Source organism: Pseudomonas sp. Root71, from assembly GCF_001429045.1.
Classification (GTDB): Bacteria; Pseudomonadota; Gammaproteobacteria; order Pseudomonadales; family Pseudomonadaceae; genus Aquipseudomonas; species Aquipseudomonas monachiensis.
Map to the genome: position 1 here is coordinate 199086 of NZ_LMHY01000001.1, position 25467 is coordinate 224552.

A 25467-nucleotide genomic window follows, 5' to 3' on the forward strand; every position below is an offset into this window, starting at 1 on the left:
CACCCTATCTGCTAGGAGTAAGGCATGAAACTGAAGCGTTTGATGGCGGCAATGACTTTTGTCGCTGCTGGCGTTGCGACTGCCAACGCGGTTGCCGCTGTTGACCCTGCTATCCCGAGCTACACCAAGACCACTGGTGTGTCGGGCAACCTGTCCAGCGTTGGTTCCGATACCCTGGCCAACCTCATGACCCTCTGGGCTGAGAACTACAAGAAAGAATACCCGAACGTAAACATCCAGATTCAGGCCGCTGGCTCCGCCACTGCGCCACCTGCGCTGACTGAAGGCACCTCCAACCTGGGCCCGATGAGCCGCAAGATGAAGGACACCGAACTGGCTGCCTTCGAGCAGAAGTACGGCTACAAGCCAACCGCTATCCCGGTTGCCGTGGACGCGCTGGCTGTATTCGTGCACAAGGACAACCCGATCCAGCACCTGACCATGGAACAGGTCGACGCGATCTTCTCGTCCACTCGTCTGTGCGGCGCTAAAGCCGACGTGAAAACCTGGGGCGACCTGGGCGTGACCGGCGACCTGGCCAACAAGCCGGTTCAACTGTTCGGTCGTAACTCGGTATCCGGCACCTACGGCTACTTCAAGGAAGAAGCCCTGTGCAAAGGCGACTACAAGCCTAACGTGAACGAGCAGCCAGGTTCGGCTTCGGTCGTGCAGTCGATCAGCTCCTCGCTGAACGGCATCGGTTACTCGGGCATCGGCTACAAGACCGCTAGCGTGAAGACTGTGGCCCTGGCCAAGAAAGGCAGCCAGGACTTCATCGAAGACACTGAAGAAAACGCCCTGAACGGCAAGTACCCGCTGTCCCGCTTCCTGTACGTGTACGTCAACAAAGCCCCGAACAAGCCACTGGCCCCGCTGGAAGCCGAGTTCGTGAAACTGGTTCTGTCTAAACAGGGTCAGGAAGTCGTAGTGAAAGACGGTTACATCCCACTGCCGGCCAAAGTAGCTGCCAAAGCTCTGGCTGACCTGGGTCTGGCGGAAGGCGGCGCTGAAGTCGCAAAAAAGTAACAAATTGAGTCCAGGGTGAACCCCTCGGACTCACATGGGGGCGGCAGGAGCCGCCCCCATGCACCTCTAATTCTCTATTCGCTGCTGGTTACCGCTAGCGGCGGATTTGTTGCGTCACTGCACTGTCATCTTTCTGTCATACAGGATCGCTAGGGTGTGCGAATGAATGATCTGGCCAATTCCAACATGACTACTAATCCCCCCAAGCGAATTGATTTCAATACGCCTGAGTTGCAACGCAAGCGCCGCATTCGCGCGCTCAAAGATCGCCTGACCCGCTGGTACGTCCTCGTTGGCGGCCTCGCTGTACTGGGCGCGATCACCTTGATCTTCTTCTTCCTTGCCTACGTCGTCGCGCCCCTGTTCCAGGGTGCCAGCCTGACCGCCAAGGACGCCATCACACCCGCCTGGATGCAAGACGCAGGCAAGCCGCTGATGATCTCCCTGGAAGAGCAGAACCAAGTTGCGATGCGGGTTTCCGACAAGGGCCAGGCATTGTTCTTCGACATCGACAGTGGCGCTGAATTGAAGCGCGTCGATCTGTCGATCCCGGCCGGCACCACCGTGACCTCCATCGGTGAAGACCAGCCAGGTCACCCGCTGGTGGCTGTGGGTCTGTCCAACGGTCAGGCCCTGGTGTTCCGTCACACCTATAAAGTCAGCTACCCGGACGGCAAGAAGACCATCACCCCGGCCATCGAGTACCCGTATGGCGAAGCGCCAATCGCGGTGAACGAAGCCGGCGGTGCGCTGGAGCACGTCAGCCTCAACGCCAACGATTCGACCCTGATGCTGGTGGGTTCCACCGGTTCGCAACTCAATGTTCTGTCGCTGACCAGCGAAGAGAACATGATGACCGGCGAAGTCACCAACGAGCAGAAGCGCATCGAACTGCCGCAAATGACCGAGCCGGTGAAGAATATTTTCGTCGACCCGCGTCAGCAGTGGCTGTACGTGATCAACGGGCGTGCCCAGGCCGACGTGTTCAGCCTTCGCGACAAAAGTCTCAACGGTCGCTACAAACTGGCGGAAAACGGCGAAACCGAAGTCACCGCCAGCACCCAGCTGGTGGGCGGTATCTCGCTGATCATCGGTGACTCCAAAGGTGGTCTGGCCCAGTGGTTCATGGCGCGCGACCCCGATGGCGAGCAACGCCTGAAGCAGATCCGCACCTTCCAGATGGGCACCACGCCTATCGTTGAAATCACTGCCGAAGAGCGCCGCAAGGGCTTCGTTGCCCTCGACGCTTCCGGCAAGCTCGGCGTGTTCCACAGTACCGCCCACCGTACCTTGCTGGTGGAGTCGGTCGCTGAAGGCCAGGGCTTCTTCGGTCTGTCGCCGCGTGCCAACCGCTTGATCGTGGAAGCCGGCGGCAAGTTGCATCCGCTGCTGCTCGACAACCCGCACCCGGAAGTCTCGTGGAGCGCACTGTGGAGCAAGGTCTGGTACGAGAACTACGACGAGCCTAAATACGTCTGGCAATCGACCGCCGCCAACACCGACTTCGAACCCAAGCTGAGCCTGTCGCCGCTGACCTTCGGTACCCTGAAAGCCGCGTTCTACGCCATGCTGCTGGCCGCTCCACTGGCCGTTGCCGCGGCGATCTACACCGCGTACTTCATGGCTCCGGGCATGCGCCGCAAGGTCAAGCCGGTGATCGAGTTGATGGAAGCGATGCCGACGGTGATTCTTGGTTTCTTCGCCGGTCTGTTCCTCGCGCCATATGTGGAAGGGCATTTGCCGGGCATCTTCAGCCTGCTGATGTTGCTGCCGATCGGCATCCTGGTCGCCGGATTCACCTTCAGCCGCCTGCCTGAGTCGATTCGCCTGAAAGTCCCGGATGGCTGGGAAAGTGCGCTGCTGATTCCGGTGATCCTGTTTGTGGGTTGGCTGTCGTTGTACATGAGCCCGTTCATGGAAAACTGGTTCTTCGGCGGCGACATGCGCATGTGGATCTCCCACGACCTGGGCATCACCTACGACCAGCGCAACGCCCTGGTGGTCGGCCTGGCCATGGGCTTCGCGGTCATCCCGAACATCTACTCCATCGCCGAAGACGCCGTGTTCAGCGTGCCTCGCGGCCTGACCTTGGGCTCCCTGGCCCTCGGTGCCACGCCGTGGCAGACCATGACCCGCGTGGTGATCCTCACCGCGAGCCCGGGTATCTTCTCGGCGCTGATGATCGGCATGGGCCGTGCGGTCGGCGAAACCATGATCGTGTTGATGGCCACCGGTAACACCCCGGTCATGGAAATGAACCTGTTCGAAGGCCTGCGCACCCTGGCGGCCAACGTCGCGGTGGAAATGCCCGAATCGGAAGTCGGCGGCAGCCACTACCGCGTGCTGTTCCTCTCGGCGCTGGTGCTGCTGTTGTTCACCTTCGTCATGAACACCCTCGCGGAACTGATTCGTCAGCGTCTGCGCAAGAAATACTCGTCGCTTTAAGCAAAGGTAGAAGTCTGTGAAACAGAACTCCCTGAAAGGATGGTTCAAGAGCGGCGCCCCCGGCGTCTGGATCAGCGGTGGCGCGGTGTCCATCGCGGTCATCATGACCATTGGCCTGCTGGCAGTGATTGCCGTGCGTGGCCTTGGTCACTTCTGGCCGGCTGACCTGGTGCATGCCAGTTACGACGTACCGGGCCAGGCCAATCACTTGGTGATCGGCGAAATCGTACAGAAGGAAGAAGTGCCACGTGCCCGCCTGAAGAGCGCCGGCCTGCCGGTGCCTGACGAAGGCCCGGAGTTCATGACCCGCGAGCTGATCAAGGTCGGCAACCGTGACCTGAACGGCAACGACTTCACCTGGATCGTCGGCGAGTGGCTGACCAGGCAGACGACGCCGCCGGAGCTGATGGCCATCGAGCGTCGCGAGTGGGGCAACTTCTACGGTTACCTGGTCAACGTCAAACAGGATGGCAAGGTTGTCGCTGAAGGCGAAGCCGCATGGCCTGAGTTGCAGGCCCGTGTTGACCGGGTCAACAAGCTGGCTGCACAACTCAAGAGCCTGGAAAAAACCGACATCGGCGCGATCAACGCCGGTCTCGAACGCATCCGCCTGCACGGTCGCAAGCTTGAGCTGGATGGCAAACTCGACGCCACCGCACAAGCGGACATGGAATCCGAGCGCGCCGAACTCAATGCCCGCTATCAGGATGTTGAAGCGCGCCTGAGCGATCTGCATGCGCAGTTCAACCGCGACAGCCTGACCGCCCGCGATGCGAACGGTAAGGAAATCGAAATCGGCATCGGCAAAGTGGTTCACGCCTACCAGCCGAACGCCATGAGCACGACCACCAAGATCGGTTTCTACTTCAGCAAGGTCTGGGAGTTCCTGAGCGACGACCCGCGTGAAGCGAACACCGAAGGCGGGATCTTCCCGGCCATCTTCGGCACCGTGATGATGACCCTGATCATGGCAATGATCGTGACCCCGTTCGGCGTACTTGCGGCGGTGTACCTGCGTGAATACGCCAAGCAGAACGCACTGACCCGGATTATCCGCATCGCAGTGAACAACCTGGCGGGCGTTCCGGCCATCGTTTACGGCGTGTTCGGCCTGGGCTTCTTCGTCTACGTGCTGGGCGGCTCGCTCGACCGTCTGTTCTTCCCGGAAGCACTGCCGGCACCGACCTTCGGTACACCGGGTCTGCTCTGGGCTTCGCTGACCTTGGCACTGCTGGCGGTGCCGGTGGTGATCGTGGCCACCGAAGAAGGTCTGGCGCGGATTCCTCGCACCGTGCGTGAAGGCTCGTTGGCCCTCGGCGCAACCAAGGCTGAAACCCTGTGGAAGATCGTGCTGCCGATGGCCAGCCCGGCGATGATGACCGGCATGATCCTCGCGGTGGCCCGCGCCGCGGGTGAAGTGGCGCCGCTGATGCTGGTGGGTGTGGTCAAACTGGCGCCGTCGCTGCCGGTGGACGGTAACTACCCGTACCTGCACCTGGACCAGAAGATCATGCACTTGGGCTTCCACATCTATGACGTCGGCTTCCAGAGCCCGAACGTCGAAGCCGCGCGACCGCTGGTGTACGCCACGGCGCTGCTGCTGGTGCTGGTGATCGCGACATTGAACCTGTCGGCGGTGTACATCCGTAACCACCTGCGCGAGAAGTACAAGGCGCTGGATAGCTGATTTCCAATGTGGGAGCGGGCTTGCTCGCGAAAGCGGTGGGTCAGGCAACATTGATGTTGAATGTGCCGGCCTCTTCGCGAGCAAGCCCGCTCCCACACTGGACCGCGTCCACCGGAATATTGATGGGAACTGCAATAAGCAGCGTTCCGAACCGAATTTGTTAGCACAGGGAGCCTCCCATGCAGCACGAAGCACATACCCACGGCATCAACATGTCGGCCCTGGGTCGCGACAAACAGAGCCTGAACCTCGAGCAGGAAACCGTAGCTATCGAAGTACCGGGCCTGAGCCTGTTCTACGGCGAAAAACAAGCGCTGTACGACGTCAGCATGAACATCCCGAAACAGCGCGTGACCGCTTTCATCGGTCCGTCCGGCTGTGGCAAGTCCACGCTGCTGCGTACCTTCAACCGGATGAACGACCTGGTTGACGGCTGCCGCGTTGAAGGCGAGATCAACCTGTACGGCAACAACATCTACCGCAAGGGCGAGGACGTGGCCGAGCTGCGTCGTCGCGTCGGCATGGTGTTCCAGAAGCCCAACCCGTTCCCGAAAACCATCTACGAAAACGTGGTCTACGGCCTGCGCATCCAGGGCATCAACAAGAAGCGCGTGCTCGACGAAGCCGTTGAGTGGGCGTTGAAAGGCGCGGCGCTGTGGGACGAGGTCAAGGACCGTCTGCACGAGTCGGCACTGGGCCTGTCCGGTGGTCAGCAGCAGCGTCTGGTGATCGCTCGCACCATCGCCGTTGAGCCGGAAGTGCTGCTGCTCGACGAACCGTGCTCGGCACTCGACCCGATCTCCACGCTGAAAGTCGAAGAGCTGATCTACGAACTGAAATCCAAGTTCACCATCGTCATCGTGACCCACAACATGCAACAGGCGGCGCGGGTGTCCGACTACACCGCGTTCATGTACATGGGCAAGCTGGTCGAGTTTGGCGACACCGATACCCTGTTCACCAATCCGGCGAAGAAGCAGACCGAAGACTACATCACCGGTCGCTACGGCTAGCGGCAGCCACGAGCCGCGAACTTCAAGCGGCAAGTCAGGGCGGTTCGGGTACAACACATCAGCTTGCAGCTTGTAGCTTGCAGCTCACAGCTTTTGCGGAGCAGACAACATGATTTCTAAGGAAGGCCTTACACACCACATCTCCCAGCAGTTCAACGCCGAACTGGAGGAAGTGCGCAGCCACCTCCTGGCCATGGGCGGGCTGGTCGAGAAGCAGGTCAACGACGCGGTGACCGCGCTGATCGAGGCCGACTCCGGCCTGGCCCAGCAAGTGCGCGAGATCGATGACCAGATCAACCAGATGGAACGCAACATCGACGAGGAATGCCTGCGCATTCTGGCCCGTCGCCAGCCGGCGGCTTCCGACCTGCGCCTGATCATCAGCATTTCCAAGTCGGTGATCGACCTGGAGCGCATCGGTGACGAAGCGACCAAGATCGCCCGTCGCGCGATCCAGCTGTGCGAAGAAGGCGAAGCGCCGCGCGGATACGTGGAAGTGCGCCACATCGGTGACCAGGTGCGCAACATGGTGCGCGACGCACTGGACGCCTTTGCCCGTTTCGACGCCGAGCTGGCGTTGTCGGTGGCGCAGTACGACAAGATCATCGACCGCGAATACAAGACCGCCTTGCGTGAGCTGGCCACTTACATGATGGAAGATCCGCGTTCCATTTCGCGGGTTCTGAGCATTATCTGGGTGCTGCGTTCGCTGGAACGTATCGGCGACCACGCGCGCAATATCTCCGAGCTGGTGATCTACCTGGTACGCGGCACCGACGTGCGGCACCTGGGTCTCAAGCGCATGAAGGAAGAAGTCGAAGGAACCAGCGGCGAAACAGCTAATGTTCCGGGCAAAACTGACGATAAGTAAGGTTGCCCAAGTAAAGCGCCCGGCCTTTTGGCCGGGCGTTTTTGTTTGCGGCTTACGAATTCGAAAGGCAGCACCCGCGAACGAAAAGTCCGGCGTGACTGAAGGTTTTTTGGCAATGTGCCATCAGCAAGGCGGTATGCTGGCCGGGATTTTTTAAAGGGGTTTTGGATGAGTAAGGTCAGTGTGTTGGTCGTGGACGACGCGTCGTTCATTCGTGACCTGGTGAAAAAGTGCCTGCGCAATTATTTCCCGGGCATGCGGATCGAAGATGCGATCAACGGCAGAAAGGCCCAGGCCATGCTGGCCAAGGAAGCCTTCGACCTAGTCCTGTGCGACTGGGAAATGCCGGAAATGTCCGGCCTGGAACTGCTGACCTGGTGCCGCGAGCAAGACAACCTCAGAGCCATGCCTTTCGTGATGGTGACCAGCCGTGGCGACAAAGAGAACGTTGTCCAGGCGATTCAGGCCGGGGTATCCGGCTACGTCAGCAAACCGTTCACCAACGAGCAACTGATCACCAAGGTCAAGCAGGCGCTGCACAAGGTCGGCAAACTCGACGCCTTGATCAACGTCGCCGCGACCAAAACCAGCCCTGCCTTCGCTAACGACTCCCTCGCTGCCCTGACCGGTGGCAAGGCCCCCGTCGCCACGCCAACGGCCGCACCCGCACCGTCCAAAGGCTTGCTCAACAGCCCGCCGATCAAGGCGCCAGCAGCCTCTTCGGCACCCGCCAGTGGCCGTGGCCAGGGTCAACTGCGGTTGCCCAACGGTATCCAGCAATGCGTGATCAAGGCCCTGAGCCTCAAGGAAGCGCTGCTGGTGGTGAAGCGCTCCGAGATCCTGCCGCAGATCCTCGACAGCGCCGTGCTGGACCTGGAGCAGGGCGACAATGCCGAAATCGCCCGCCTCAACGGCTATCTGCACGCCGTCGTGGCCCATGAACCGAAGCCCGACAGTGACTGGCTGCAACTGACCTTCCGCTTTGTCGACCAGGATGCGCAGAAGCTCGATTACATCTCGCGCCTGATTGCGCGGGGTACGGCGCAGAAGCACTTCATTCCTGGTGCTTGATCCAGCGTCGTCTGCGAGTTCGAAGGGTCCATTGGCCTTGCCGAAAGTCTTCTGAACGGCCCATTTTGAAACATCTGCCGACTACCCGGGTCCATTGCAGCTGCTAGGCTCAATCCCAGATCTCACTCGACAGAATCCTTGCTCATGTTCTCGCGCCTGCTGCTTATATGTGGCCTGTTCATGGTCGCCAACTCGGCCATGGCCATGACCATCTACAAATCCAAAGATGCCTATGGTGTGGTTTCCTACAGCGACCGCCCTAGCAAAGGCGCCCATGTGTTCGTTTTTCGCGATGGCATGGTCGAGCACCTTGAGCGCCAGGTGCGCCTTATCATCATGAAGAAGAATGGCGTGCACAGCGTGTACGTGCGCAATGACCTGTATGCGCCGGTCGAAGTCGAATTGAGCTTTGCAGGGGTGAAGAACGCCAGCGGTGTGCCGGGCGGGACGATTCGGCGGGTGATCCCGCTACGCAGCAGCGTTCGCCTGGCGCAGCTCACGGCGACTAAAGGTGGGAAGCCCATCGCGTACGTCCCGAAGTTCAACTACTCCCTGGGCGACCCCTCAGGGCCCATGGTTGGCTATCGGTACCCGTTGCCCTGGCGTGGCGGACCGTTCCGGATAAGCCAGGGCGCCAATGGCCCCTACAGCCACTTCGGGCCCAAGAGCCGATACGCCATGGATATCGCGATGCCTGAGGGCACGCCGATCATTGCCGCGCGAGGCGGTGTGGTAGTGAAAACCGAGAACAGACAGAGTGGGCGCGGCACCGACGCATCCGGCAATTTCGTGCGGGTGCTGCACGATGACGGGACCATGGGCGTTTATCTGCACCTGAAGAAAGGCTCGGTCTGCGTTCGGGAAGGTCAGCGGGTAACGGTAGGGAGTGCGCTGGCGTTGTCCGGCAACACCGGCAACAGCACCGGGCCGCATTTGCACTTCGTGGTGCAGCGCAATACCGGGCTGGGGCTGGTCTCGATTCCGTATCAGTTCAACCAGCCGGTAGGCGCACTGCCCAACTTTGCGTTGGGCAAGCAGTAAAGCCTTGGGATCAATGCGGTTTAACGAATCGCATCAATCCAGCATCAACACCTTGGCCAGAACGATCTTCGGCCCTTTCATCTTCTTGATGATGATCCGCAGGCCTTCGACTTCCAGCACTTCTTCCTCTTCGGGTACGCGCTTGAGGCTCTCGTAGACCAGTCCGGCAAGGGTTTCGGCTTCGACGTGGTCGAGGTCGATACCCAGCAGTCGCTCAACCTTGAACAGCGGCGTATCGCCCCGCACCAACAGCTTGCCCGGCTGATACGCGAGGATCCCGCGTTCGGCCTTGCGGTGCTCGTCCTGGATGTCGCCCACCAGCACTTCCAGCACGTCTTCCATGGTCAGGTAGCCGATGATGTTGCCGTCGGCCTCTTCGACCACGGCGAAGTGCGAGCCGCCCTTGCGGAACTGTTCCAGCAACTGCGACAGCGGCATGTGCCGCGACACCCGCTCCAGTGGGCGGGTCAGTTCGGCCAGGTTGAACGACTCGGGAATGTGGTCCAGTGCCGCCAGTTCCAGCAGCAGATCCTTGATGTGCAGCAGGCCGACGAACTCCTGGCGCTCGCTGTCGTACACTGGGTAACGGCTGAACTTGTGGCGACGGAACATCGCCAGGATCTGCTTGAGCGGCGCGTTGAACTCCAGGGTCACCAGGTCTTCGCGGGAATTGGCCCAGTCGACCACTTCCAGTTCACCCATTTCCACCGCCGAGGCCAGGACGCGCATGCCTTGGTCGCTCGGGTCCTGGCCACGGCTGGAGTGCAGGATCAGTTTCAGTTCTTCACGGCTGTAGTGATGCTCGTGATGCGGGCCGGGCTCACCTTGCCCCGCAATGCGCAGGATGGTGTTGGCGCTGGCGTTGAGCAGGTAGATGGCCGGGTACATGGCCCAATAGAACAGGTACAGCGGCACGGCGGTCCACAGCGACAGCAACTCGGGTTTGCGGATGGCCCAGGATTTGGGGGCCAGTTCGCCGACCACGATGTGCAGGTACGAAATGATGAAGAAGGCGGTGAAGAACGAGATGCCTTTGACCACTTCGGCCGACTCGACGCCGACTGCGCTCAACACCGGCTCAAGAATGTGGGCAAACGCGGGTTCACCGACCCAACCCAGGCCCAGGGAGGCGAGGGTGATACCCAATTGGCAAGCCGACAGGTAAGCATCGAGTTGACTGTGCACGGTGCGCAGGATGTGCCCGCGCCAGCCGTTTTTGTCAGCGATGGCCTCGACCCGGGTCGAGCGCAATTTGACCATGGCAAATTCCGCCGCAACGAAAAATCCGTTGAGCAAAACCAGGATCAGAGCAAAAAGAATCATGCCGAAGTCGGCGAAAATGGTAGCGAGGGTCAAGCCAGGGGAAGGGTCCATGATGGAGTTTTGCGGGTTCCGTATATTCGAGAGGGAAGTAAAAAACCGCGCCTGAAAGGCAGGCACAAGTCAGCCAATGTAGCGGCTGACCGGCCAGTTGCCTAGTGGCGCGTGCTGGCCGGTATCAGTCAGTGGTGCTGATAACCCGTGATTTGGTGACTTGAGCCGGGGCAAAGTGGCAGGTAAAGGTACTGCCGTGGCCCGGTACGCTGCTGATTTCCATCCGTGCCCGATGTCGTAACAAGACGTGTTTGACGATCGCCAGTCCCAGGCCGGTGCCCCCGGTGTTGGAGTTGCGGCTGGAGTCGACGCGATAGAAGCGTTCGGTCAGGCGCGGCAGGTGTTTGGCATCGATGCCGATCCCGGAATCCTGCACGCTCAGGTGCGCCCCCTGGTCATCGCCCCACCAGCGAATGCGGATATTGCCTTCGGCCGGGGTGTATTTCACCGCGTTGAACACCAGGTTGGAAAACGCGCTGCGCAACTCCGCTTCGCTGCCCTTGAGCAGAATCGTCGGGTCGGCTTCCAGGATGATTTTCTGGTTTTTCTGGCCGGACAACTGCTGCGCATCGCTCTTGATCGATTGCAGCAAGCCGTCGATCGGCACCGGCTGGTTGTCCGACGGATAATCGGTGGCTTCCAGCTTGGCCAGCAACAACAGGTCGTTGAGCAAGGTCTGCATGCGTCCGCCTTGTTGCTGCATCTGCTGCAAGGCGCGGCCCCAGCGCGGGTTCACCTCGTCGACGTTGTCGAGCAAGGTTTCCAGGTAACCGCAGATCACCGTCAACGGTGTGCGCAGTTCATGGGAAACGTTGGCGATGAAGTCTTTGCGCATTTGCTCAAGCTGATGGATGCGCGTGACATCGCGCACCAGCATCAAGTGTTCGTTATTGCCGTAGCGGGTGATGTACAGCTGAATGCGCACGCGGTCGTTGGTCGGCGAGGGGATTTCCAGTGGCTCGGCATAACTGTCTTGCTCGAAGTATTCCTTGAAGCGCGGATGGCGCACCAGGTTGGTCACCGGTTGGCCACTGTCCTGTGGCGTCTTGAGGCCCAGCAGGGTTTCGGCGGCGCGGTTCCACCATTCCAGGTTGCCGTCGGTATCGAGCATGATCACCGCATCCTTGAGCGCGGCGGTGGATTCCTGAACCCGGTCGATCACCGCTTGCAGGCGTCCGCGTACCCGTTGGTCGCGGCGTTGCAGGTGGTAGATGCTGTCGAACACCTCGCCCCACAGGCCGTAGCCGTCGGGTGGCGCTTCATCGGGTTTGTGCAGGCGCAGCCACTCGTGCAGACGCAGCAATTGCTTGAGGGTCCAGGCCAGGTAAAGACCCAGGCCTGCAGCGAGGCTCCAGCCGTAATAGCCGGTGATCAGGCCGATCACCAGGCAGGCGGTGACCAGCAGCAGCATGTGGCGAATCAGGGTGCCATGCCAGTTTTGGTTCACGAAAAAAATACGTCCTTGAAAGTGGAACCGCTGCGATCATCAGGCCTTGGTTGAGAACCGGTAGCCAGTGCCGCGCACGGTTTGTACCAGATTTTCGTAAGCATCGCCGAGGGCTTTGCGCAGGCGTCGAATGTGCACGTCGACCGTACGCTCTTCGACGTAGACGTTGCCGCCCCAGACCTGATCCAGCAACTGGCCACGCGTGTAGGCGCGCTCCTGGTGGGTCATGAAGAATTGCAGCAGGCGGTATTCAGTCGGTCCCATCTCGGCAGGACGGCCGTCGATGGTCACGCGGTGGCTGATCGGGTCCAGCAGCAGACCGCCGACTTCGATTGGCGCCTCGCCATCAGTCGGACCGGCACGGCGCAGCACGGCCTTCAGGCGCGCTACCAGCTCACGGGGGGAAAACGGCTTGGTGATGTAGTCGTCGGCGCCGACTTCCAGGCCCTGGATCTTGTTGTCCTCTTCACCCTTGGCGGTGAGCATGATGATCGGGATGTCCCCGGTCAGTTCATCACGCTTGAGGCGACGGGCCAGTTCGATGCCGGACGTGCCGGGCAGCATCCAGTCGAGCAGGATCAGGTCCGGTTTGCGGTCGACGATAATGGCGTGGGCCTGCTGGGAGTTTTCAGCCTCCAGGCAGTCATAGCCGGCCATTTCCAATGCAACGGCGATCATTTCGCGAATAGGCGCTTCGTCGTCGACGATCAGAATGCTCCTGCCAACCATGCCCTTATTCCTCTTGTCATTTAACTGTCTTGCGCCGCATTAGATAACGGAATTATTGCAGTCGTGTGACAGTATTTTAGTCGGTCGGCGATTGGCTGGATCCTGGGCTAAGCTTTAAGTCCGAATCCTGACAACCACAAAGGAAGGCTTCAAATGAATCTACACTCGCAATCCCTCAAGGCCCTGCTGCTGGCCGCTGCCCTGGCATTGCCTTCGATGGCCTTCGCCGCCGAACCGGGCATGATGAAAGACGGCATGATGACTGACCACAAAGGGATGACCCTGTACACCTTCGACAAGGACGCGGACAGCAAGTCGATGTGCAACGGCGACTGCGCCAAATACTGGCCGCCAATGATGGCGCCGGCGGGTGCCAAGGCCGAAGGTAAATGGACAGTCGTCAAGCGTGACGATGGCAAGATGCAATGGGCTTATGACGGCAAGCCGCTGTACTACTACGAGGACGACAAAAAACCTGGAGACATGACGGGTGACAAGAAAAAAGACGTCTGGCATGTCGTTCGCGAGCATATGTAACAACGCAAAAAGATCGCAGCCTTCGGTAGGAGCTGCCGCAGGCTGCGATCTTTTCAAAGGTCAACGCAGCGCGTAGTCCAGCACAATCCCGACGAAAATCGCCAACCCCGCCCAGTGATTGTGCAAAAACGCCTTGAAACAGCGCATCCGGTCCTTGCCTCGGGTGTACCAGAACTCCCACGCAAAGCAGCCCGCCGCCACCAGTAATCCGAGGTGGAACCAGCCGCCAAGGTCGAACTTCGACCCCGCCAGCATCAGGCAGCCCAACGCCAGCCCTTGCAGGGTCAGGATGATCGCCCGGTCCGCGTCGCCGAACAGGATTGCCGTGGATTTCACGCCGATCTTCAGGTCGTCATCGCGGTCGGTCATCGCGTAATACGTGTCGTAACCCACGGTCCACATCAGGTTGGCGATCCATAGCAACCACGCGACGGCCGGCAATTCACCGGTTTCTGCGGTGAACGCCATCGGCATCCCCCACGAAAATGCGGCGCCCAGCACCACTTGCGGGTAATAGGTGTAGCGCTTCATGAACGGGTAACTGAACGCCAGCGCCAGGCCGCCCAACGACAGCCAGATGGTCGCGGCATTGGTGCACAGCACCAGCAGGAAGCTCGCGCCCATCAGCAATGCGAAGAACACCAGCGCCTCTTTGGAGCTGATCTTGCCGCTCACCAGCGGCCGCTGCTCGGTACGCTTCACATGGCCATCGACCTTGCGGTCCGCCCAGTCGTTGATCACACAGCCACCGGCGCGGGTCAGCACCACGCCGAGGACGAAAATCACAATGTTGGCCAGGGACGGCGACCCCTTGCCGGCAATCCACAGCGCCCACAGCGTTGGCCAGAGCAGCAGGTAAATGCCGATCGGCTTGTCCATGCGGGTCAGCTGAATGAAATCCCAGGCCCGAGGATTCAAGCGGTTCAAGGACTTGAGCAGGCTTTGGTACATCAACGGTTCTCCGATCGGGCGCAGGCGGCGTCCCACAGGGAAGGCAGGAAAATTTCGGCCACCAAAACGCTCAAGGCACCGCGGTCGAAGCGCGAGCGGCGGCCCCACAGCCCAGGGGATTGCACCTCGGCGGGCAACCACGATTGCGGATAATGGCAAACCTCGATGGCCCGGCGCTGAAAAGCCTGATCGCAAAACAGCAATTCGCCCAGCGAGCGGCTGCCCAGTTCGTCCATGTGCAAGCCGTCGCCTTGCAATGCACTGCGTGAGGCTACGCTGCGCGCAAACACCCACGCCTGGCCATGACCGCGCAAATACACCTCGCGCACCCAACCCTCACTGCCATCGGCCAGGTCCAGCGCTGTGCACTCGTCGGCACGCAGGGGTTGCCAGCCTTCGAACATCGGCGAGACGCTGAACGCATCATTCGACAGATGAATCAGGCGTCGAGTCAGTGAGCCTTCGTCGAACAGCCAGTCGAGAGTGGAGGCATCGGGGAGTGGCGCCAGTTCGCTGCGCGAGAGCCAGAGAGGAGCTGGAGAGGGGGATTCTGTGTGATGCACAATGAGTCATTATTGGCAGCAAATGAGGCGGCGAGCTTAACATGTCAGCTGCCGATATCGATTGAATTGGCCTGCCGTTGCGCCGAACAGGCTTGCATCCGGCGGCTCCGATCAGTACAAAACGCGCTGAGTTGGACGGCAGTGCTGCAACCATCGACCGTCCGGCCGGCAAAACGCCTGAACCTTGAGGAAGTACCTGATGAAAAAGTGGCAATGTATCGTCTGCGGCCTGATCTACAACGAAGCCGACGGTTGGCCGGATGACGGCATTGCGCCGGGCACCCGTTGGGAAGACGTCCCGGCAGACTGGCTGTGCCCGGACTGCGGTGTGGGCAAGATGGATTTTGAAATGATCGAAATCGCTGCCTGAATAATTGAGGAGTAAGGAATGAACGCACCTGTCGTCATCATTGGCACCGGACTGGCGGGCTACAACGTGGCCCGCGAGTTTCGCAAACTCGATAGCGAAACCCCGCTGCTGCTGATTACCGCCGATGACGGGCGCTCCTACTCCAAGCCGATGCTCTCCACCGGCTTCGGCAAAAACAAGGATGCCGACGGCCTGAGCATGGCCGAACCCGGCGCCATGGCCGAGCAGCTCAAGGCCGAAATACGCACCCACACGCGCATCAGTGGCATCGACCCGGGCCACAAGCGCCTGTGGATCGGTGAAGAAGCGGTGATCTACCGCGACCTGATCCTGGCCTGGGGCGCCGAAACCGTGCGCGTGCCCATTGAGGGTGATGCGGCGGATTGCGTATTCCCGATCAACGACCTGGAAGACTACGCACGCTTCCGTGCGGCGGCGGCCGGCAAGCGCCGCGTGCTGCTGCTCGGCGCCGGCCTGATCGGCTGCGAATTCGCCAACGACCTGACCCTGGGCGGCTACGAAGTGCAGCTGGTTGCGCCGTGCGAACAAGTCATGCCGACCCTGCTGCACCCGGCGGCTGCCGCTGCGGTGCAGGCTGGCCTCGAAAGTCTCGGCGCGCGTTTCCACCTCGGCCCCGTGCTCAATCGCCTGCAACGCGTGGCTGACGGCCTGGAAGCGCACCTGTCCGATGGCCAGGTGATCCCGTGCGACGTGGTGGTCTCGGCCATTGGCCTGCGCCCGCGCGTCGACCTGGCGGCTGCGGCCGGTTTGCAGGTCAACCGCGGCATCATGGTCGATCGGCACTTGAAGACCTCTCATGCCAACATCTACGCCTTGGGCGACTGCGCCGAGGTCGACGGGCTGAACCTGCTGTACGTGATGCCCCTGATGAGCTGTGCGAGGGCGCTGGCGCAAACCCTGGCCGGCAACCCGACCGCCGTCACCTATGGCCCGATGCCGATCACCGTCAAAACTCCGGTCTGCCCGCTGGTGGTGTCCCCGCCGCCACGGGGCGCAGAGGGCATCTGGACAGTCGAAGGGCAGGGCGCCGACATCAAGGTTTTGTGTCGCGATGCCGCGGGCAAGCTGCTCGGTTACGCCCTCACCGGTGCCGCCGTGATGGAAAAACTGGCCCTGAACAAAGAGCTTCCGGCCCTGTTGGCATAAATAGCGGTCGTTCTGTCGGAATCACCCCCCTTTTGCCCCAACAATGGCCGCGCCGATACTGGCGCGGGGCCTCACTGCGTGCCATCCTCACTCCCGTCTGCCGCAGAGTAGAGCACCTGCGGCGCTTTTGGCGCTGCTCCGCGAGAGCAGCACGGACATAACAACAACAAACCGTCAAAGGGGCTTCACTCACATGCGTAAACCAGACCTCGCCGCAGCCATTGCTGAAAAAGCAGACCTCACCAAAGAACAAGCCAACCGCGTTCTCAACGCCGTTCTTGAAGAAATCACCGGTGCCCTGCACCGCAAAGACAGCGTGACGCTGGTGGGTTTCGGCACCTTCCTGCAACGCCATCGCGGTGCCCGCACCGGCAAAAACCCGCAAACCGGTGAACCCGTCAAAATCAAGGCCAGCAACACCGTTGCGTTCAAGCCAGGCAAATCGTTGAAAGACAGCGTTAATCCGTAATCCGTTTTCACCTCCCGCGCAGCGGGGGAGTGGAATAAAAAATGGGCACGCCAACCAGGGTTGGGTGCCCATTTTTTTGTGGAGGGTTAATTGAGGATCCCTGACTGCCCTATTGCGACAAGCAGTACCATCGCACCTACAAGCCCAATAAAACTCCATTGCAGCATTACAAGGTGTCGCTTAAGTGGGAGGGGGAAGCTGTCTATGTCCTCAGAATTGGCTAGACCTCGTTTAAGGAAAAACCCCGGGAATGTAAGAATGCTAGAAATGTTTCCTACCAGCGGTAACCTGCCATAGATAGTTGTGCGCTTATATATTCCGAAAGTCAGTAGAGACGAGCTGTTTTTGAAGTGTGACGACATCAAGTCACCCTTGGTATAACTCAGATACAAAGCTGTTCCAATGCAGATGAATTGACAAATAATAACCACGCCGCCCAAGCTGCCGATGATCATTTTAGCGGTAGTCATTTCATGGTCTCTCGATGCCCCTCCACCGACGGCAATCTTTAGCGAGCCGCCGTATTTGAAGTATTTAGCAGCCTTTGCCACACCTTCAAGGTGTGGCAAAGGCTGCATCTGTCCCGCTATGTCATCGCGCCGTGATCAGGCTATTTGAGCACTCCTGATTTCAATAACGTTATTAGTAATGCCAAAACTGCGAATGACCCGATAACACTCCATTGCAACGCGACTAGCTTCCGTCTCAGTGGGTGGGGGAAAAATTCAAAGTCCTCAATGCTGAGGATTCCATGTTTGATGTAAAAACTGGGAAAAGTAAGAACCATACAAGCGCTACCCACAAGCTGCAGCTTGCCCCAAGGGCCTGTATGTATACGTACGGTGTTAGTAATGGATGAAGAGCTGTTCTTGAAATGCTCTAGCAACAACTCTCTCTTCGTATAGCCAAAGTACAATGCGACGACATTGCCGATCATCAGAGTGGCGATCGGAATGCCACACAAGCTGCCAGCAACCATTTCCGCGGTAGTCATTTCGTATTCTCGTAAACGACTTCGGCGATCTCCTCACCACCAATTTCTCCCAATTTTCCACCCGCATAGGTGCCTGCACCCACCGCAACGATACTGCACGCAAGCATTGAAAATCCGCCTGTTGGAACTCCCATTGCCACGCAAAGTCCGCCGATTGCTGAAGCGGTTAACATCCTGCCTGCAGCCATGCCTCCAGCCACTCCACCGGTAAAACTCCCAGACTCTGTTAGCCGGATTCGTTCACATGCCTCGGTACTTCCTGCAGCGCAAACATCTTGAACCTTCCTGGCAGATGCTCCTCCGCCGACGGCAGTAACCAGCCAACCACCGTACTGAACGTATTTTGAAGCCTTTGCCACACCTTCAAGATGGGTGGCATAGCCCGGTATTTGCCCCGCAGGACTGGCATTGGTCCAGTGGTGGACCAGGCTTTGGCTGGAGATGCCCAACATTTTTTTCAAATTGATGTGGTTTGGGAATCCAATTCCCTTGCGGGTCAGTGCCGTCATATGGCTGTTCAGTTGTGCGAGCAGACGCTGGCGCTCTGCAAAGAACGCTGGCGAGCGCAGGTGCCCGTCTCTTTGAAGCGTATTTTGTTGCAACGCTTCAATATCCCTCAAAGCATTGCCGACGTTATCCAGATTATTCTTGAAAATGCTCGCGCCGACTCCAATAGCGCCGGAGCCATAGGTCAAGAAGTTCTGGATGACATCCCGGTGCTGCACCATGAAATCCGCTTCTTCCGGGCTGAGCGTTTCAAGCACCCGATTGGTCTTGGCCGCCACGTCCATGAGCAGGGCTTCTTCACGGGTGCACTGGTAGTTGCTGGGGTCGCTCAGCACGATCATCGAGCCGGCTTTGACGTCGCTCAAGTTGGGATTGAGCAGTTTGAATTTGCCCATCACCGCCGGGTCGCGCAGGGTGAACAACGAGGCCTCAAGCTGTTCGCGGGTGGTGCTTTTGGGCACGATGTAGAAGCCCGGCTCCGGCGCATCGCGGCCAGTGAGCTGTGGTGGAGATGGGGCGTTTGTCATTGACGTAAAACCAGATGGGCGCGGTGCAATCGGACTTCTGGTGGTTGTCGACGATGGTATGGCCGAGGCCGATTGAGCGGTTGCCCTGGCTGCTTTCGGTGCAGGAGGTTCATTGACATAACTGCCCTCGAAATTCGAGGGAATCAGTTGGGCTTCACAGGGGCAGCCGCTGAAACTATCCAGCGTGCCAGCAACACGTCGACCCTCGCTTAGGACGTGAGAAACGCCGCCGATGATCCGGTAACTCTTCTTGTCTTTTCCGCAACTGACCAGATCACCCTCACGAGCATGGATGAGACCGAAACTGAAAGTGTGGTCCCCCTCCAGAACGGTACCGCCGCAGGTAGTTTTGTCGCCTAGCCCAATGTAAAACCCGGTAGCCATGTCTTGATGTCCCTTTCCACTGGCGTCCCAACCCTTGGGAAACGCGCCATCGTTAACAATGAGTGACTCCGGCTCGGGAACGAGTCGGGCTAGCGCAAAGTACGTGACCAGAGAGGTAATTCAAGACAACACAGGGAGAGCAGGAAGCTTCCTACGCAGATTTGGGAAAGGGAGAAGTGAGTGGGAGTTGGCTTTTAAGGGCGGCAGCAGCGACTTGCCTTAAAACCCCGATGGTGACGGCTCCGATCGGGGGCGTTTTCCTGCTTGGCGAGTTAGCAGGTTCGGCTTAATTTCTTCGTGAGAATCGCCGTCATTTCCGGTTCTTCCAGATGATCCAGCGCTTGCTCTACCAGCAAATGCGCCCCCTCAGCCACGCGACTGATCGCCAGGGCTACTGAGCGGCGCGAGCCGTCTACATCATCGGCCAGGTCAGCGGCGATGGCGCTGATGGACAGCAGATCTTCCGAGGCGTTGGCCAGCAGTGCTTCGGTATTGATGTCAGGACAGACGCTGAAGAGTTGGCCGTTGCGTTTTGGTTGTTTCTGTTCGGTTTGGGTTGCATGGTGATCGGGGGCGCGTTCTACCGCTTGATTGAGCTCTTTGGTATTAAGGGCTTCGTAGGAGGGAGGGGCTTCGTTTACTGGGGGATTCGGTGTTGGCTTAATCATTGGAATCGTACCGATTTGAGGGCTAACACCATTTCGCTTGCACTTCGAAAGAGGTGGCAGCTGTGTATAGGTGTGCAAGACCGGAATCGGTAAACCGGCAGATCGGAAGATCTCCCACACACAGCTGCCATAATGATCCGCGAGCATAAAAAAACGCTCTGGGAATAGCCATTACCGATTGTGTGCCGATTCCGGACTTGCACGTCCGAGTCACCGATTTTGCGGTGACTTAAAGAGGTTATCGGTGCCGACCAAAATCGCCTAGTTCACGCATGGCCCGGCGTTTTGAAGGAAATGTCCGAGAAGTCTGCGGGGTGCAAGATCAAAAGATCGCAGCCTTCGGCAGCTCCTACAGGAATGTGTTTCTGCCGTTGTAGGAGTGCCAGGGAAGGCATTCCTACGCATGAGTGTGGAACGATCAGTGAGACAGTATGAAAGCGTGACTTAGCGGTCATCATGCGAGAAATATGGCTTATCTTCTTCTAACGCATCTGAAAGGTGGTGTTCTGTTGTTAAGCCGTTAAACTGCCCCAGCCGTTCATTTTTCTCTTGAGGCTGTGCGCATGAAATTTCGTTTTCTGCTGTGGATGCTGGGTTTGTTGATGGGTAAGGCCAGCCGGACCAATCCGGCGTTTCAGCAGCAGTTGGGTGACAAGGATCTGGTGTTTCAGCTGCAGACCCTGGACGGGAAAGTGGCGCGGCATTTCCGCGTGAAGGACCAGCGCATCACCAGCCAATCGGGTGTGCATGCCGAGCCTGCGTTTGCGATTGCCTTTAAAGACGCCGCGTACGGCTTTGCCACGATGCAGGCGAAGAACAAGCAGCTGGCGTTCATGACGGGGATTCAGGACAAGTCGATTCAGATCAAGGGCAACCCGGCGCTGGTGATCTGGTTCCAGGGGCTGACCAAGTATTTGAAGCCGAAGAAGGCCAAGCCCAAGGCTTGAGGTCTTTCAGGTAGACCGAGTGATATTCATCGCGGGCAAGCCCGCTCCCACAGGATTCAGGTGATCCATGTGGGAGCGAGGCTGCTCGCGATTGCTTTTCAGCCTTGGGTGAACTGCGAAGCCAGTTCGCGCAGCAGCACTTCGGCCTCGAGGACTTTGCTGACCACGTCGTTGGCTTTTTCGCGGCTCAGGCCAAGGCGTTCGAGCAGGGCGTCGGGGATGTCTTCGTCGGGGCCGGAGCCGATGCCACGGCTGCGCAGCAGGCGCACCGACAGGCACACCAGGTTCGGGTACTCAGCGAATTCGCCGTCGTAATGCGGGTCGTGCTGGAAGCGCAGGGCGGTGGCCAGTTCTTCGGGCATGTCCCAGTAGCGCATCAGCCATGAGCCGATCTGTTCACGGCTGATGCCCAGCAGGTGCTGTTCCACGAAGCTGTGGCACAGGTGCGGGTTGACCTCCAGGTGGCGGCAGATCAGCGAGAAGTGCGGCGGGAACACGTGGGCCAGCAGCAGGTAGCCGAAGTTGTGCAGCAGGCCGGCCAGGTAGGTCAGGCCGGCTTCCGGACGCTGGGCGCGGGGCATGGCGCGGGTCAGGCCTTCGATGACGGCGGCGGTGTAGATCGATTGCTGCCAGTAGGGCGTGGAGTGTTGCGGGTGGTCCTTGGGCAGGCTCAGGGTTTTGCCCAGGGCCAGGCCCAGCGCCAGGTTGATCACCAGGTCGAAGCCCAGCACCCGCACGATGGCGTCTTCCACCGAGCGGATCTTGCCCGGCGAGGCGTAGTACGGCGATGCCGCCCAGCTCACGACTTGTGCGGCCAGCGCCGGGTCGGTTTCGACCACGCCGGTGATGTCGTCGATGGTGGCGTTGGGGTCGACGCGCAGCTTGATGATTTTTTGCGCGGTTTCGGCCAGCGGCGGAATCTCGATGGTCGCTTCCAGACGCTGCTGGATGCGCCGTGCGGTGAACGCCTGGACGGCCTGGGTGATTTCCTCGCGGTCGTCATCGGGGCGGTCAAGGTTGGGGCGGATGCTGGTCAGGTTTTCGCCGAAATTGGCGGCGCTGGCCTTGATCAGCATGGTCGCCTTGAAGTCTTCGCTGGTGATTTCCAGCAGCACGCCCGGCTCACCGGAGTTGATCAGCAACTTCGGCTCGCGCAGCAGGCTTTCGTCGTACAGGCACGGTGAACTGGTCAGCGCCGGCAGGCCTGGCAGCAAGCTGAGGTTGTGCTTGCCGAGCATTTTTTTCAGGCGTTCGATGGGTACGGCGGCGAGGCGGCGACCGGTGAGTTCGGTCAGGCGATTGAGGTCCAGCAATTGGCTCTGCGGGAACAGCACCATCAATACACCAACGCTGTCTTCCAGCAGAACGGCCTGCACTTTGCGCGCGGCATTGAGGCCGTGACGATCCAGCACTTCTTCGTAGGTAATGCCCAACTTGCCCAGCATCAGCCGAATAACCGACGGAGCGTGCGGGGTGTCGGGTGCGAAGGCAACTTCGGTCATGGTCTGTATCCGTACTTAAACAATGGCGGGAGTATAACCAGCTTGCTTGGGGCCACGCCTCAGAAACCGTGACGGTTGTCACACTTGGCCGTATTGTTGGCCATGACGCAGCCATCGGTCGAGTAGCGGGCTGACGTGGGTCGGCCAGCGTTCGAGCAATGCCTGGGCGGCATCCCGCACGGCGGGCAGCAAATCGGCATCGCGCATCAGGTCAGCGACCTTGAATTGAAGCAGGCCGGTTTGCCGGGTGCCGAGCATTTCGCCGGGGCCGCGCAGTTCCAGATCCCTTTCGGCGATGACGAAACCATCGTTGGTTTCACGCATGATGCCCAGGCGCTGGCGGCCGATCTGCGACAGTGGCGGATGGTAGAGCAGCACGCAATGGCTGACGGCGCTGCCCCGGCCGACTCGGCCGCGCAACTGGTGCAATTGCGCCAGGCCCAGGCGCTCGGGGTTTTCGATGATCATCAGGCTGGCGTTGGGCACGTCGACGCCGACTTCGATCACCGTGGTCGCGACCAGCAGTTGCAGGTTGCCGGCCTTGAATTCGGCCATCACCGCAGCTTTTTCCGCAGGCTTCATGCGGCCGTGGATCAGCCCGACTTTCAACTCGCCGAGAGCGGCAGTGAGGTCCTCGAAGGTAGTTTCCGCTGCCTGGCAGGTCAGCTCTTCCGACTCTTCGATCAGCGTGCACACCCAATAGGCCTGACGCCCTTCGGCGCAAGCGCTACGCACCCGCTCGATGACTTCGACCCGCCGGGTGTCGGTGATCAGCACGGTGTTGACCGGGGTTCGGCCGGGCGGCAATTCGTCGAGGATCGAGGTGTCGAGGTCGGCGTAGGCGCTCATGGCCAGCGTGCGCGGAATCGGCGTGGCAGTCATGATCAACTGGTGCGGGCACATGCGTCCGCCGACGCCTTTCTGCCGCAAGGCCAGACGCTGCTGCACGCCGAAACGGTGCTGTTCGTCGATGATCACCAGCGCCAGGTTCTTGAATTGCACTTCGTCCTGGAACAGCGCGTGGGTGCCGACCACCATCGGCGTGCCGCTGGCGATTTGCTCCAGCGCGGCTGCGCGGTTCTTGCCCTTGAGCTTGCCGGCCAGCCAGGCGACTTCAATGCCCAGCGGCTCAAGCCAGCGCTTGAAGGTGATGAAGTGCTGCTCGGCGAGAATTTCGGTGGGTGCCATCAGCGCGACCTGATAACCGGCCTCCAGCGCTTGCAGCGCGGCAAGGGCGGCGACCACGGTTTTACCGGCGCCGACGTCGCCCTGGATCAGCCGCAGCATCGGTTCGTGCTGGCTGAGGTCATAGGCGATTTCATTGCCGACCCGCTGTTGGGCACCGGTCGGACTGAAGCCGAGGTTGGCCAGGTATTTGGCCGGCAGCCTGGTGGCTTTGGGCATCGCTGGCGCACGCAGGGAGCGCATGCTTTCACGCAGGCGCTGTTGCGACAGTTGATGGGTCAGCAGTTCTTCGAAAGCCAGACGGTGCTGCGCCCAGTGGTGACCGAGTGCCAGTTCATCGACGTCGGCATCGGCGGGCGGGTTGTGCAGGTAGCGGATCGCATCGGCCAGCGGCGCCAATTGGTAATCGCGGGCCAGTTCGTTCGGCAGCCAGTCGGGCAGGCTGCTGGGGCCGAGCAGGGTGAGGGTCTGCATGCACAACTGGCGCAAGCGCTGTTGGGTCAGGCCTTCGGTGAGCGGGTAGACCGGGGTCAGGGTTTCATCCACTGGCGGCGGTTCGTCGCCGGTGATGGCGCGGTATTCCGGGTGGTAGATCTCCAGCCCCGAAGCGCCGGGCCGCGCCTCGCCGTAGCAGCGAATCCGCGTGCCGCGTTTCAGGCCTTCTTTTTGCGCGTTGCTGAAATGATAGAAACGCAGGCTCAAGCCCCCGGTGCCATCCTGCAACCGGACCACCAGGCTGCGTCGCCGGCCCATGACCACATCGGCACCGCTGACGGTGCCTTCGATGACCGCATCCTGCCCGGGCCGCAGTGCGCCGATCGGCACCACACGGGTGCGGTCCTGATAACGCAGGGGCAGGTGAAACAACACGTCCTGGAGGTTTTCCAGGCCGACCTTGGCCAGTTTCTCGGCCATGGCTTCACCGACACCCTTGAGTGCCGTCACCGACACTTGCGACAACTCGCTCATGACCGTTGCTTAGCCCGCGGCGACTTGCGCCGCTGGCTTGGCCACCGAGCACAGGCGAATGGAGTCAGCGAGGATTTCAATCGCTTTCGGGCGCGGGAAGCTGGCGCGCCAGGCAATGGCCACGGTGCGGAACGGTACGGGTGCCGACAACGGACGCACCTCGATCACGCCGGGGGCGTAGTGATGACTGTCGACTGCCGACAACGGCAGGATCGAAATCCCGAGACCCGAGGCGACCATGTGGCGAATGGTTTCCAGGGAGCTGGATTCCACCGTGGTGTGCTTGGCGCCGTCGTTGCCTTTGGTCAGGGTCGGGCAGGCTTCCAGCACCTGGTCGCGGAAGCAGTGGCCTTCGCCGAGCAGCAGCAGGCTCTTGTCGTTGAGCAGGCTGGCGTCGATGGATTCCTTTTGTGTCCACGGGTGCTGCGCCGGCATCAGCACGTAGAACGGCTCGTCGTAGAGCTGCAGGGTCAGCACGTCGGCTTCATTGAACGGCAGGGCGATGATGATCGCGTCGAGCTCGCCGTTGCGCAGTTTGTCGCGCAGCACGTGGGTGAAGTTTTCTTCAATGTACAACGGCATCTGCGGGGCGACCCGGTGCAATTGTGGAATCAGGTGCGGAAACAGGTACGGACCGACGGTGTAGATCGCGCCGACCTTGAGTGGGGCGGTCAGCTGGTTCTTGCCGGCCTGGGCCAGTTCGCGGATGCCTTGGGCCTGTTCCAATACCTTTTGGGCCTGGGCCACGATGCCTTCGCCGACCGGGGTCAGGCGCACGGCGCTTTTGCTGCGCTCGAAAATCAGCACACCGAGTTCGTCTTCAAGCTTTTTCACGCCTACCGACAGGGTCGGCTGGCTGACGTGGCAACGCTCGGCCGCGTGGCCGAAGTGCTGCTCTTGGGCGAGGGTAACGATGTAGCGCAATTCTGTGAGGGTCATAGCAAGCGTCCATGTAGTTGCGGGCCAAGCATACCGGCTGCAATCGATAGACGCACGTTATCAGACTGAGTGCGTCGAGTGACA

23 protein-coding genes are annotated in these 25467 nt (G+C 59.9%); 12 read left to right on the forward strand and 11 right to left on the reverse strand.

Annotation, left to right across the window (positions count from 1 at the left end; genetic code table 11):
• Window positions 1-24 precede the first annotated feature (24 nt).
• From ASD95_RS00945 to ASD95_RS00975, 7 genes are all read left to right on the forward strand, one after another.
• Window positions 25-1026 (forward strand): phosphate ABC transporter substrate-binding protein PstS, encoded by a 1002-nt coding sequence (locus ASD95_RS00945; RefSeq protein ID WP_056726832.1) that lies wholly within the window; start codon window positions 25-27, stop codon window positions 1024-1026.
• Between the two features lie 411 nt (window positions 1027-1437).
• Entirely contained in the window at window positions 1438-3471 is a 2034-nt protein-coding gene (locus ASD95_RS00950; RefSeq protein WP_177336491.1) for an ABC transporter permease subunit, read from the forward strand.
• A 16-nt stretch (window positions 3472-3487) separates the two neighbouring features.
• Window positions 3488-5158, forward strand: a complete 1671-nt coding sequence (gene pstA, locus ASD95_RS00955) for a phosphate ABC transporter permease PstA (protein ID WP_056726834.1) — start codon at window positions 3488-3490, stop codon at window positions 5156-5158.
• A 179-nt stretch (window positions 5159-5337) separates the two neighbouring features.
• Complete coding sequence (gene pstB / locus ASD95_RS00960; protein ID WP_007971742.1) at window positions 5338-6171, forward strand: phosphate ABC transporter ATP-binding protein PstB; 834 nt, start codon at window positions 5338-5340, stop codon at window positions 6169-6171.
• 109 nt (window positions 6172-6280) lie between these two features.
• Window positions 6281-7042: a phosphate signaling complex protein PhoU gene (phoU, locus tag ASD95_RS00965; protein ID WP_007992846.1), complete on the forward strand. Its 762-nt coding sequence runs from the start codon at window positions 6281-6283 to the stop codon at window positions 7040-7042.
• Between the two features lie 168 nt (window positions 7043-7210).
• Window positions 7211-8113: a response regulator gene (locus ASD95_RS00970; protein ID WP_056726835.1), complete on the forward strand. Its 903-nt coding sequence runs from the start codon at window positions 7211-7213 to the stop codon at window positions 8111-8113.
• 144 nt (window positions 8114-8257) lie between these two features.
• Window positions 8258-9154, forward strand: coding sequence for a peptidoglycan DD-metalloendopeptidase family protein (locus ASD95_RS00975; RefSeq protein WP_056726836.1), 897 nt, complete (start codon window positions 8258-8260; stop codon window positions 9152-9154).
• Between the two features lie 33 nt (window positions 9155-9187).
• Here ASD95_RS00975 and ASD95_RS00980 read toward each other — a convergent pair whose 3' ends face one another.
• From ASD95_RS00980 to phoB, 3 genes are all read right to left on the reverse strand, one after another.
• A complete protein-coding gene (locus ASD95_RS00980; RefSeq protein ID WP_007975205.1) occupies window positions 9188-10528 on the reverse strand; it encodes a hemolysin family protein in 1341 nt (446 codons plus the stop codon).
• A 124-nt stretch (window positions 10529-10652) separates the two neighbouring features.
• Window positions 10653-11939, reverse strand: a complete 1287-nt coding sequence (gene phoR / locus ASD95_RS00985; RefSeq protein WP_236709708.1) for a phosphate regulon sensor histidine kinase PhoR — start codon at window positions 11937-11939, stop codon at window positions 10653-10655.
• Window positions 11940-12014: 75 nt separating this feature from the next.
• Window positions 12015-12704, reverse strand: a complete 690-nt coding sequence (gene phoB / locus ASD95_RS00990; protein ID WP_003229608.1) for a phosphate regulon transcriptional regulator PhoB — start codon at window positions 12702-12704, stop codon at window positions 12015-12017.
• Window positions 12705-12857: 153 nt separating this feature from the next.
• Here phoB and ASD95_RS00995 point away from each other — a divergent pair, with 153 nt between their 5' ends.
• Window positions 12858-13241 (forward strand): COG4315 family predicted lipoprotein, encoded by a 384-nt coding sequence (locus ASD95_RS00995; RefSeq protein ID WP_056726838.1) that lies wholly within the window; start codon window positions 12858-12860, stop codon window positions 13239-13241.
• A 60-nt stretch (window positions 13242-13301) separates the two neighbouring features.
• On the opposite strand, the gene ubiA is transcribed toward ASD95_RS00995, so the two are convergent.
• Window positions 13302-14192, reverse strand: coding sequence for a 4-hydroxybenzoate octaprenyltransferase (gene ubiA / locus ASD95_RS01000; protein ID WP_056726839.1), 891 nt, complete (start codon window positions 14190-14192; stop codon window positions 13302-13304).
• Window positions 14192-14755, reverse strand: a complete 564-nt coding sequence (locus tag ASD95_RS01005; protein ID WP_056726840.1) for a chorismate--pyruvate lyase family protein — start codon at window positions 14753-14755, stop codon at window positions 14192-14194. Before ASD95_RS01005 ends, ubiA begins: the two co-directional genes overlap by 1 nt.
• A gap of 199 nt (window positions 14756-14954) precedes the next feature.
• Here ASD95_RS01005 and ASD95_RS01010 point away from each other — a divergent pair, with 199 nt between their 5' ends.
• From ASD95_RS01010 to ASD95_RS01020, 3 genes are all read left to right on the forward strand, one after another.
• The gene (locus tag ASD95_RS01010; RefSeq protein WP_007995385.1) at window positions 14955-15125 is read left to right on the forward strand and encodes a rubredoxin; all 171 of its coding nucleotides are present in this window, start codon (window positions 14955-14957) and stop codon (window positions 15123-15125) included.
• 18 nt (window positions 15126-15143) lie between these two features.
• A complete protein-coding gene (locus ASD95_RS01015; protein ID WP_008045504.1) occupies window positions 15144-16292 on the forward strand; it encodes an NAD(P)/FAD-dependent oxidoreductase in 1149 nt (382 codons plus the stop codon).
• A 193-nt stretch (window positions 16293-16485) separates the two neighbouring features.
• On the forward strand, window positions 16486-16761 hold the full coding sequence (locus tag ASD95_RS01020; protein ID WP_003195589.1) for an HU family DNA-binding protein: 276 nt from the start codon (window positions 16486-16488) through the stop codon (window positions 16759-16761).
• Window positions 16762-16847: 86 nt separating this feature from the next.
• On the opposite strand, the gene ASD95_RS01025 is transcribed toward ASD95_RS01020, so the two are convergent.
• The 3 genes from ASD95_RS01025 to ASD95_RS01040 form a co-directional block, all read right to left on the reverse strand.
• Window positions 16848-17339: a hypothetical protein gene (locus ASD95_RS01025; protein WP_223542656.1), complete on the reverse strand. Its 492-nt coding sequence runs from the start codon at window positions 17337-17339 to the stop codon at window positions 16848-16850.
• A 412-nt stretch (window positions 17340-17751) separates the two neighbouring features.
• Window positions 17752-19173: a PAAR domain-containing protein gene (locus ASD95_RS01035; RefSeq protein ID WP_056726841.1), complete on the reverse strand. Its 1422-nt coding sequence runs from the start codon at window positions 19171-19173 to the stop codon at window positions 17752-17754.
• Between the two features lie 272 nt (window positions 19174-19445).
• Window positions 19446-19841, reverse strand: coding sequence for a DUF6124 family protein (locus tag ASD95_RS01040; RefSeq protein WP_056726842.1), 396 nt, complete (start codon window positions 19839-19841; stop codon window positions 19446-19448).
• Between the two features lie 563 nt (window positions 19842-20404).
• On the opposite strand from ASD95_RS01040, the gene ASD95_RS01045 reads away from it, so the two are divergent.
• A complete protein-coding gene (locus ASD95_RS01045) occupies window positions 20405-20788 on the forward strand; it encodes a hypothetical protein (protein WP_008018281.1) in 384 nt (127 codons plus the stop codon).
• 98 nt (window positions 20789-20886) lie between these two features.
• On the opposite strand, the gene ASD95_RS01050 is transcribed toward ASD95_RS01045, so the two are convergent.
• From ASD95_RS01050 to ASD95_RS01060, 3 genes are all read right to left on the reverse strand, one after another.
• Entirely contained in the window at window positions 20887-22290 is a 1404-nt protein-coding gene (locus ASD95_RS01050; RefSeq protein WP_056726843.1) for an aminoacyl-tRNA deacylase and HDOD domain-containing protein, read from the reverse strand.
• 78 nt (window positions 22291-22368) lie between these two features.
• Entirely contained in the window at window positions 22369-24444 is a 2076-nt protein-coding gene (gene recG / locus ASD95_RS01055; RefSeq protein ID WP_056726844.1) for an ATP-dependent DNA helicase RecG, read from the reverse strand.
• Window positions 24445-24453: 9 nt separating this feature from the next.
• Complete coding sequence (locus ASD95_RS01060; protein ID WP_008047093.1) at window positions 24454-25383, reverse strand: hydrogen peroxide-inducible genes activator; 930 nt, start codon at window positions 25381-25383, stop codon at window positions 24454-24456.
• Window positions 25384-25467 lie beyond the last annotated feature (84 nt).